Consider the following 5,118-nt stretch of genomic DNA (forward strand, 5'->3'; position numbering starts at 1 on the left):
CTCTACGAACTGGCCCATCGCGAAGCCCCTGTGGCCAGCGAACTCGCGCGGGAACTGGGACTGGACGGCGGGTACATGAGCAGGATATTGCGGCGTTTTGAGCAGGCCGGGTGGATAGAACGGCATGCCAACGCCAAGGACGCGCGGCAAAGCCTGGTCACGCTCACCGCTGCTGGACGCGAGGCGTTCGAGCCGCTGCAGCAGCGTTCGCGCGACGAAGCTGCAGCACTGCTGGCTCCCTTGCCCCCGGCTCGGCGCCAGGAGGTCGTGGAGGCGATGGAACGGATCGAAACCCTGCTGTCCTCCCCCTCCAACGCTGCGGATGGCACCCGAATCGCCGTCCTGCGCGACCCKYTGCCCGGCGACATGGGCTGGGTRGTGCAGCAGCAYGGCGAGMTCTATGSRCGCGAGTACGGCTGGGACAACCGTTTTGAGGCATTGGTGGCAGACATCGCAGCGCAGTTCTTGCACAAGTTCCAGCCCGCATGGGAGAAAGCCTGGATCGCCGAGCTGAACGGCGAGCGCGTGGGCTCGGTGTTTGTGGTGCGCAAATCTGCCACCACGGCGCAGCTGCGCATGCTCATCCTCAGCCCCAAAGCCAGGGGCCTCGGCCTGGGCGCCCGCCTCACCGACGAATGCATTGCCTTTGCGCGTGGAAAAGGTTACAAAAAGATGGTTCTATGGACCAACAGCTGCCTCACAGCTGCGCGTGGCATCTACGGTCAGCGCGGTTTTAGGCTGGTCAAGACCGAGCCCTACGAAGGCTTTGGTCAGCAATTGGTGGGAGAGACCTGGGAGCTAGAGCTTTGAAATGAGGCAACACGACCCGCTGACCGACCAGCGGCCTTCAACGCGAGGCCACGGAGTATCTCGATGACTTTGTCCGATTCGCTTTTGATTCGCCAGGTCACGGCCGACGATGACCTCGCACGCTTGACCACCCTCATCCACTGCGCCTATGCACCCCACGCGCTGCGGGGTCTGCGCTACTGGGGCACCCACCAGTCTGTGGAAGATACGGCGAAGCGGTTTGCTTCAGGCACGGGGTTGGTGATGCTGGACGGCGAAGACTATGTGGGCACTGTCACGCTGCGACCGCCGCAACCCGAATCCTCGGTGCCGCTGTACCGCGACCCTTCGGTGTGGTCTTTGTGCCAGTTCTGCATTACCCCTGACGCCAAAGGCCGGGGTTACGGCACACAGCTGCACGCCTATGCCCTGGACTATGCCCGCAGAGCGGGCGCCCGGGTGATGGCGCTGGACACTGCGCAACCGGCCACGGCCTTGATAGCGATGTATGAATCCTGGGGTTACAGGGTGGTCGGCGAGTGCGACTGGCGCCCTTTGACCAACTACACCAGCGTGCTCATGGCACGCGACCTGGGCGCAGCAGATGGTTGCATGGGCGACACCGGCTGAAGGGACGCTGCGTGGCTTGTTACGTTACGCAGCACGCCGTATCACCACTCGCCGATTTCCCGCACGCGCTGCGCCAGGTCCGGCATCTCGTCGTCGTGCTCTTCCATTGCGTTTGGCATCGCGCCGGTCGATGCCACCGTGCTGGCACCCGATGCGTGGGAGACCGAGGGAGAAATGAAACGGCCAAACAGATGGCCGGCGAGGGAGGTAGGCAAAGGTGCAGAGAGCGAAGTGGCAAACATGGCGGTTCCTTTTCTGATGGCCCGAGTGCTTTCAAATGCGTAGCAACAGCGTAGGCCACAGCAACAAGTCAGCAGTGTAGGAACCCACGCCTATGGCATGTGTGACAGAACGCACATTCCCAACGCGATTTGTGCCGATCCATACCCTTCAGGGTCCGTGCTGTGACTTCCGTCACACACGGCCCCCTGCTGGCACCCAAAGCGCTCGCCGTACACTCGCTGCCCCATGCCCCAGACTCTGGCTGCCCCGGCGCACAGCGAACTCATCATCAAGAAAAGCCGCTTCATCGGCTGCGTGCAGCCCATGGCCGACCGCGCTAGCGCGCAGGCGGCAGTGGATGCGCTGTGGAAGCAACACCCTGGCGCAGCCCATATCTGCTGGGCGCTACTGGCGGGCGGACAGTCGGCTGCGGTGGACGACGGAGAGCCCGGCGGCACCGCTGGCMGCCCTATGCTGGACGTTTTGCGCCACCAGGACCTGGAAGGCGTGCTGGCCACGGTGGTGCGCTACTTTGGCGGCGTCAAGCTGGGCGCGGGCGGACTGGTGCGCGCCTACACCGACACAATTGCCCAGGCACTGCTGACGGCCCCCAAGGTCACGCTGCAGCGCATGGCCCTGTTGCAGTGCCAGGTGCCCTATGCCTTGGAAGGCCTGCTGCGCCGCGAAATTGAAGCTGCTGGCGCCGAATTGGTGGACGTGCAGCATGGCACCCTGGTCACCTTGCAGCTGCGCCTGCCCCAGACGCAAGCCGCCCCTTTTGTGCAACGCATCAACGACCACGGGCAAGGCCGAGTGGGCTGGACGGACCCCGAGGCCTGACCGGACGCCGAGACCCGGCCCCCAAAGGGCAACAAGCTCGGTTTTCACATGCGCGCAAGCGCCCTCATCGGCCTCACTGAAACGGCCTGTGCGCCTACAACGTTGCGGCGGCTCGCGCGTCACACTCCGGGTTTTCAGACTCCGAGAAAGCCCCATGGCCCAACCGCTCGACACCATCATCATTGGCGCAGGCACGGCGGGCCTGGCCGCACTGCGTGAAGTGCGCAAGCGCACCGACCGCTACCTCATTGTCAATGAAGGCCCCTGGGGCACTACCTGCGCCCGCGTGGGCTGCATGCCGTCCAAAGCGCTGATCGAGGCGGCCAACGCTTTCCACCGGCGCCACACCTTTGAAGCATTTGGCCTTCGGGGCGCCAGTGCATTGACCGCAGACCTGCCTTCCGTGCTCCAGCGCGTGCGCGCACTGCGCGACGACTTCGTGGCGGGCGCCCTCAAAGCCACCAATGAACTGGGCAGCAACCAGGTGTCAGGGCGCGCCACGCTGCTGGGACCGCGTTTGGTGGACATTGATGGCACGGCTTACGCCACGCGCAGCATCATCATCGCCACGGGGTCACGCCCACGTGTGCCCGAGGCATGGCTGGCATTTGGCGACCGCATGCTCACCACCGACACCTTGTTCGAACAACCAACCCTAGGCCCCCGCATTGCAGTGATCGGCCTGGGCCCGATTGGAGTGGAGCTATCCCAAGCGCTCGCGCGGCTGGGCCTGCAGGTGGCTGCGTTCACCACTGGCCACACGCTGGCTGGCTTGAGCGACCCAACGCTGAATGCCGAGCTGGCGGCCCTGCTCAAGCAGGACATGGTTCTGCACATGGGCGCCGAGGCGCAGCTGCGCGAAGTGCCTGGAGGCATTGAAGTCGCCAGCGGCGCCAACCGCGTGGTAGTGGACCAGGTCATCGCCGCCATGGGCCGAGTGCCCAACATTGAGCACCTGGGCCTGGAGACACTGGGCGTACCGCGGGATGCGCGCGGACTGCCCACCGTAGACCCACAAACCCAGCAAATTGGCAATTTGCCGGTGTTTCTGGCGGGTGACGCCAACACCCACACCCCGTTGCTGCACGAGGCGGCCGATGAAGGCCATATTGCAGGCCTGAACGCCCTGGCCCCCACTCCCACGCGCTTTCGGCGGCGCACCTTGCTCTCCATCGTGTTCGCCGACCCCAACGTGGCCGTGGTGGGACCGCGCGTGGCCGACATGGACGCGCACAGCACCGTCACCGGCACCGCCAGCTACACAAACCAGGGCCGTGCCCGCACCGCCCAGCGCAACCATGGACGCCTGTGCGTCTATGCAGACCATGCCAGTGGTCGCCTGCTGGGCGCCGAGCTGTGCACCCCTGACGGCGAGCACCTGGCGCACCTGCTGGCCTTGGCCGTGCAGCAGCAACTGACAGTGCACGACCTCTTGGGCATGCCCTTCTATCACCCCACGCTGGAAGAAGGCCTGCGCACCGCCTTGCGCGACGCAGCCCGCCAGCTGCCACACACCCACGCCTCCGACCTGGCCGCCTGCCCAGCCCTTGGGGTGCCCGCGCTGGACTAGGCGGAGCACTACAGGGCAGGTCCACCACCTCTGAACATGTAACAACGCTCAAGCCGCGTTCTGCCGCGCCGATAATCCACCATTGCCCCGAGGAGTCACCATGGACGTCGCCCTGACCAACAGCATCGTCAACACCGCTACCAACCTGGCTAGCGCCAAGACGTCGGACGCCTTGAACATGGTGGTACTGAAAAAGGCGCTGGACATGCAGGCCGTATCGGCCGCCACCATGATCGACGCCATGCAGCAGTCCATGCCCCAGCCCCAGCTGGCCACCAGCGGCACGCTGGGCACCAACGTCAACACCTTCGCCTGAGAGGCTGAGCCCCTCCCGTCTGGGCACCTCAGCGCAAACGCGCAGGCGACAGCCCTTCCACCCCCACGCCCTCGCGCACCAGCTCCTCGGCCAGCGGCTCGCCCCGCAACAGTTGCCGCGCCAGCAACGAGGCGCCCGCCGCGCTCTGAATCCCGTATCCGCCCTGCCCGGCCAGCCAGAAGAAGCCGGGCACGTGGTTGTCCCAGCCGATTACCATGTCGCCATCCGACACGAAGGAGCGCAGTCCGGCCCAGGTGTGCGACGGCCGGCGGATCTGGAAGCGTGTCATTTCCTCGATGTGATAAATCCCGGTGGCCACGTCGAGCTCTTCCGGCACCACATCGTGCGGATGTGTAGGGTCGGCATTGGCCGGTGAGCCCAGTAGTTGCCCCGCGTCGGGCTTGAAGTAAAAGCTCTCGTCGATGCCAATCACGGCTGGCCAGTGGGTGGCATCCATGCCCTCGGGCACCGGGAAGGTGAATGCCGTGCGGCGGCGCGGCTCCAGCCCGATGGGTGGCACACCGGCCAGGCCCGCCACCACATCGGCCCAGGCGCCCGCAGCATTGACGATGGTGGGGGCAGCAAACACCCGCCCATCGGCCAGCGTCACTTGCCATACATCACCCTCGCGGCGCACAGCCATGACCTCGGCGTTCGTCAGCACCTGGCCGCCGCGCTGGCGCAGGCCGCGCAGGTAGCCCTGGTGCAGGGCGTTCACATCAATGTCGGCCGCCTCGGGCTCGCTCATGCC

Annotated in this window: 7 protein-coding genes; 5 read left to right on the forward strand and 2 right to left on the reverse strand. The window is 65.5% G+C overall.

Annotation, left to right across the window (positions count from 1 at the left end; genetic code table 11):
* Together AC04MI_RS23305 and AC04MI_RS23310 are read left to right on the forward strand one after the other, a co-directional pair.
* Window positions 1-810: bifunctional helix-turn-helix transcriptional regulator/GNAT family N-acetyltransferase (locus AC04MI_RS23305; protein ID WP_476498825.1), on the forward strand; the 810-nt coding region annotated here is incomplete at its 5' end.
* Window positions 811-873: 63 nt separating this feature from the next.
* Window positions 874-1,419, forward strand: a complete 546-nt coding sequence (locus tag AC04MI_RS23310) for a GNAT family N-acetyltransferase (protein WP_395454456.1) — start codon at window positions 874-876, stop codon at window positions 1,417-1,419.
* 41 nt (window positions 1,420-1,460) lie between these two features.
* Here the strand turns inward: AC04MI_RS23310 and AC04MI_RS23315 are convergent, their stop codons facing one another.
* Entirely contained in the window at window positions 1,461-1,661 is a 201-nt protein-coding gene (locus AC04MI_RS23315) for a hypothetical protein (RefSeq protein ID WP_395454454.1), read from the reverse strand.
* Window positions 1,662-1,887: 226 nt separating this feature from the next.
* On the opposite strand from AC04MI_RS23315, the gene AC04MI_RS23320 reads away from it, so the two are divergent.
* The 3 genes from AC04MI_RS23320 to AC04MI_RS23330 all read left to right on the forward strand — a co-directional run bounded on the left by AC04MI_RS23320 (window position 1,888) and on the right by AC04MI_RS23330 (window position 4,367).
* A complete protein-coding gene (locus tag AC04MI_RS23320; protein ID WP_476498826.1) occupies window positions 1,888-2,481 on the forward strand; it encodes an IMPACT family protein in 594 nt (197 codons plus the stop codon).
* Between the two features lie 154 nt (window positions 2,482-2,635).
* Entirely contained in the window at window positions 2,636-4,051 is a 1,416-nt protein-coding gene (locus tag AC04MI_RS23325; protein ID WP_395454450.1) for a dihydrolipoyl dehydrogenase, read from the forward strand.
* A gap of 100 nt (window positions 4,052-4,151) precedes the next feature.
* Window positions 4,152-4,367, forward strand: a complete 216-nt coding sequence (locus AC04MI_RS23330) for a YjfB family protein (RefSeq protein WP_056744641.1) — start codon at window positions 4,152-4,154, stop codon at window positions 4,365-4,367.
* Window positions 4,368-4,395: 28 nt separating this feature from the next.
* On the opposite strand, the gene AC04MI_RS23335 is transcribed toward AC04MI_RS23330, so the two are convergent.
* The coding region (locus AC04MI_RS23335) for an NAD(P)/FAD-dependent oxidoreductase (protein ID WP_476498827.1) at window positions 4,396-5,118 on the reverse strand (723 nt) is incomplete at its 5' end.

This window comes from Acidovorax sp. LjRoot204, from assembly GCF_056175785.1.

Coding starts and splice junctions, on each gene's coding strand:
- AC04MI_RS23310 (WP_395454456.1), top strand. CDS start 874: ATGACTTTGTCCGATTCGCTTTTGATTCGCCAGGTCACGGCCGACGAT.
- AC04MI_RS23315 (WP_395454454.1), bottom strand. CDS start 1,661: ATGTTTGCCACTTCGCTCTCTGCACCTTTGCCTACCTCCCTCGCCGGC.
- AC04MI_RS23325 (WP_395454450.1), top strand. CDS start 2,636: ATGGCCCAACCGCTCGACACCATCATCATTGGCGCAGGCACGGCGGGC.
- AC04MI_RS23330 (WP_056744641.1), top strand. CDS start 4,152: ATGGACGTCGCCCTGACCAACAGCATCGTCAACACCGCTACCAACCTG.